Consider the following 3,711-nt stretch of genomic DNA (forward strand, 5'->3'; position numbering starts at 1 on the left):
TTGAAATTGCTGAGCTTAAAGAAAAGCTCAACAAGAATAGTAAAAATAGTTCTAAACCACCATCTAGTGATGGCCTTAGTAAACCACAGCCTAAAAGCCTTCGAAAATCTTCTGATAAAAAGCAAGGTGCCCAAAAAGGTCATAAAGGCTCCAGTTTTTCTATTACTCAAGAACCTAATGATATCATTCCTCATATACCTGATGCATGCAAGAATTGTTCATCTTTTAGTAAGTGTTCTAAGTCTTGTACTGTTGCAGAAAAACGATATGAAGTTGATGTTGTTGTAAAAACAAAAGTGATATTGTATCAAGTTATATTAGTCAAATGTTTTAAATGTGATAATAAAATCTTAAAGGGAACTTTTCCAGAGCATATTACTTCTACAATGCAATAGGGACAAAACTTGCAAGCTTTAGTTATAGCACTAAATACAATTGGTATGGTAAGCATTAATCGTACTCATGAGTTCTTAAGTGATCTTTTTTGCATACCTATTAGTACTGGAACTATTCATAAAATGGTGACTGAATGTGCTCAAAAGATTATTCCTGTTATTGATATGATCAAAGAAAAGATAATCGCTTCTCCGATCATTCATTTCGATGAGGCAGGAACACGTGTAGATAATAAAACATGCTGGGTACATAATGCTTCAAACTCAAAATACACTTATCTAACAGTAGAAGGCAAACGCAGCTATGAAGGATTGGAATCTAGCGGTATCCTTCCAAACTATATAGGTATAGCTATTCACGATTGTTGGTCATCTTATTGGAAGTATGATGCTGCAACTCACGCCGTATGTTGTGCTCACCTTTTAAGAGAGCTTACAGGGATCAAAGAAAATCATCCTGAACAAACGTGGGCATCAAAGATGATAGAACTGCTACTAAATATGAAAAAACAAAAAGATAAAGCAGTATTTATGAGTAAAGAGGAGCTGACCTATTACTATACCCATAAATTCCACAAAGAATATCAGAGTATAATAGAGGAAGCTAGAAAACTCAATCCGAGCCCTTATAGAAAGACTCTTTGACAACGAGGGTTCAATATGCCTATTTATTAAAAACTTCAATGTACCATTCGATAATAATCAAGCTGAACAAGATGTACGAATGGTAAAAGTAAAGACTAAAGTAGCTGGTTGTTTTAGAACACTTGATGGGGCAAAAAACTTAATGACAATCATGTCATATCTAGAAACAGCTAAAAAACAAGGTATCAGTCCGATGAAAGCATTAAGAAAAGCACTTTCAGATCAATGTGATTTTATTTTTGCTTAAAATAGCGGCTGAACAGTTACGATTTTCTTAATATCTAATTTCAGGATAGTAACAAGACAAACCAAGTTTACACATAGTACTACGGTCTTCTGGATAAATCATTCTTTCTAGATACTCTTCTTCAGAATTACATTGTTTAGCTATTTCAATATTATCCCTCATATATTCAATATCACGACAAATATTTTGCCATTCATCTGATCTACCTACTATTTTGCCTGCTGTTATACCTAATTTTACAAATCTATAAATAGAACATAATCCACATGCATATTTATGAAAAAATTGCGTATATAACATACCATTTAACTCTACTGCATTTTGTGTATTAAAGTCTTTCTTTAACATTAACATTTCTGGATTTGCATTTAATATAGTCCCACATACTGAGCACATTTCTGAGCGATGCATCCCTAAGCAATTTGCATCAGAAAAAGCACAGCCATTTCGCATCAGAAATACTTCATACTCTACATTAGGCACAGCTTTTACAATTTGCTCTATTTCATTTACACTAAGATCTCTCGGCAATATAATGCGTTTGGCCCCCTGTTCTACATAAAATCTGGCAAGGTCTTGATTATAAATTCCCGCAATAGTACTAATAACAGAAGGTATCCCTACTTCTTTAGCTAATTCTACAAGCTCAATACAAGCTACAATAACGCCATCTGCTCCCGCCTTTTTTAGTTGTTCCATATATCTTCTAATATACTTATACTGCTCTTCACTATACATACTGGAATTAAAAGTAATGTAGATTAATTTGCCTTTTGCTTTAATTTCTTTAATAATCTGCAAAACTTCTTCCAAGGTATGTGGATTGGAAACATTTTTATATCCAGACATACGATTAATATCGGCAAAATCTCCAAAAACTTTACTCCACGCTGCATCATGAAAGCCCATATAAAATTCTCCAGCTCCAGAGCAAATATAATCATCTACATGAACCACATTATTTAAAGGTACTAACGGTCTCATTTTCTCACCACCAAATCTACTGGAAAATAAATATTACGCACTTGACTTACTCCCTGTACTTCACATTCCCTATTATCAAAGTACACAGCCCGTCCTACTCTCAGCCATTTATGTCCATCATTAAATTCATAGAAGAAAATATTATCATTACATTCACCTTGGCACACTTCATTTGGCCTAAACTTCTTTTCAATTTCCTTATGAATAGAACCAAATTCACAAATCTGCCCCACCGTCACATAACAGTATGGTCTATGCATGGCTACTTCCATTTGGGGACAGGTCTTTAAACTTGCTGTTGCTTTATTAGGAATAAAAGCTGCCAAATTTACTGCTTTATGGGTTGGGTCAAATTCAATGGTATTAATATGATATTTCTCTATGATTTTATAAAAGTAACTATTGAAAGTCTTAGGATGTAATATAGTATTAAAATATTCAGGATATCTTAAATCTCGATAGTCTTTCATAAAAAGCCTGCCTAAGTTGTACTTCAAATTACAATGGCTCGTAACATAGTTCAGCATGCCATAATCATTAATCGTTATCTCATCTAATACTTCCTTTAATTCATGAATGCACTCTTGTATTTTTTGTTTAGCCTTTTCTAAGTTTCTTTCTGAAAAAATAGGAATAACCAATGTCACCTTTATTTTCTGTGTATGACAATATAATTTGATTTCTTCAATAATCTTATGAGGTACATTCAAAAAATACTGTGCGCAAAAATAAGAACCTATATAAATACGTTCACATTTTTCAAAACCAGCTAATGCATTGCTTCTCTTTATAAGAGTATCAAAGTCTTCTATAGGTTCTAATTTATTGTTATATAAATACTGTATGATATCTGTCAGATTCAAACAATTTATTTCCCTCATCTTTTACTGCTCCTGACTCTTCTTTAATTGATAAATCATCACTCTATCTCTCTTATATTTTCCTAACATAATACTATCTATACATCAGTACAGCTTTCTAACTTTAAGCCCTTACTCCTTAAATTAAAGCATCAAAAAAGGCCAGATTACCTTGCGTTATCTGACCTATCATTATTTTAATTAGAGTTTTTTAACGAACTCTGATTTTAATTTCATAGCACCGATTCCATCGATTTTACAATCTATATCGTGGTCACCATCTACTAAACGAATGTTTTTAACTTTTGTTCCGATTTTTACTACTAATGAACTACCTTTTACTTTAAGGTCTTTAATAACTGTTGCAGTATCACCATCTTGTAAAATATTTCCGTTAGCATCTTTAAAAACTTTTACATCTTCATATGCTTGTTCTGTTCATGGTATCCATTCATATGCACATTTCTGGACAAACAAGGAGAACTTATACATTAACTTTATTAAACTTATTAACCTTATGGTGTTATACCCTTTTTATAGATTGCAAATACTTAAAGCTATTAGGTATATATATATACAA

The 3,711-nt window shown here is 32.4% G+C and carries 6 protein-coding genes and 1 pseudogene; 4 read left to right on the plus strand and 3 right to left on the minus strand.

Annotated features, from left to right (window positions below; genetic code table 11):
- The 4 genes and pseudogenes from JCM14822_RS21075 to JCM14822_RS25310 all read left to right on the plus strand — a co-directional run.
- Positions 1 to 395 (plus strand): DUF6444 domain-containing protein (locus JCM14822_RS21075; protein WP_242861563.1); only part of this gene is annotated, 395 nt, incomplete at its 5' end.
- Between the two features lie 9 nt (positions 396 to 404).
- Complete coding sequence (locus tag JCM14822_RS18050) at positions 405 to 1,040, plus strand: IS66 family transposase (protein WP_054743994.1); 636 nt, start codon at positions 405 to 407, stop codon at positions 1,038 to 1,040.
- Between the two features lie 25 nt (positions 1,041 to 1,065).
- Positions 1,066 to 1,116 (plus strand): annotated as a pseudogene (locus tag JCM14822_RS25305) (hypothetical protein); the annotation flags it as partial.
- A gap of 3 nt (positions 1,117 to 1,119) precedes the next feature.
- Entirely contained in the window at positions 1,120 to 1,287 is a 168-nt protein-coding gene (locus tag JCM14822_RS25310) for a hypothetical protein (protein ID WP_408606226.1), read from the plus strand.
- Between the two features lie 27 nt (positions 1,288 to 1,314).
- On the opposite strand, the gene JCM14822_RS18055 is transcribed toward JCM14822_RS25310, so the two are convergent.
- The 3 genes from JCM14822_RS18055 to JCM14822_RS19735 form a co-directional block, all read right to left on the minus strand.
- Positions 1,315 to 2,271, minus strand: a complete 957-nt coding sequence (locus JCM14822_RS18055) for a peptidase U32 family protein (RefSeq protein ID WP_054743996.1) — start codon at positions 2,269 to 2,271, stop codon at positions 1,315 to 1,317.
- A complete protein-coding gene (locus tag JCM14822_RS18060; protein ID WP_054743999.1) occupies positions 2,268 to 3,152 on the minus strand; it encodes a hypothetical protein in 885 nt (294 codons plus the stop codon). The genes JCM14822_RS18055 and JCM14822_RS18060 overlap by 4 nt, the downstream gene beginning before the upstream one ends.
- Before the next feature lie 180 nt (positions 3,153 to 3,332).
- A complete protein-coding gene (locus JCM14822_RS19735) occupies positions 3,333 to 3,518 on the minus strand; it encodes a zinc ribbon domain-containing protein YjdM (protein WP_456297756.1) in 186 nt (61 codons plus the stop codon).
- Positions 3,519 to 3,711: the final 193 nt, after the last annotated feature.

Origin of the sequence: Cellulosilyticum ruminicola JCM 14822, from assembly GCF_001311925.1 — a bacterium.
GTDB classification, from domain to species: Bacteria; Bacillota; Clostridia; order Lachnospirales; family Cellulosilyticaceae; genus Cellulosilyticum; species Cellulosilyticum ruminicola.

Excerpts from the sequence above, each read along its gene's own strand:
- JCM14822_RS18055 (WP_054743996.1), bottom strand. The coding sequence starts at position 2,271 with ATGAGACCGTTAGTACCTTTAAATAATGTGGTTCATGTAGATGATTAT.
- JCM14822_RS18060 (WP_054743999.1), bottom strand. The coding sequence starts at position 3,152 with ATGAGGGAAATAAATTGTTTGAATCTGACAGATATCATACAGTATTTA.
- JCM14822_RS25310 (WP_408606226.1), top strand. The coding sequence starts at position 1,120 with ATGGTAAAAGTAAAGACTAAAGTAGCTGGTTGTTTTAGAACACTTGAT.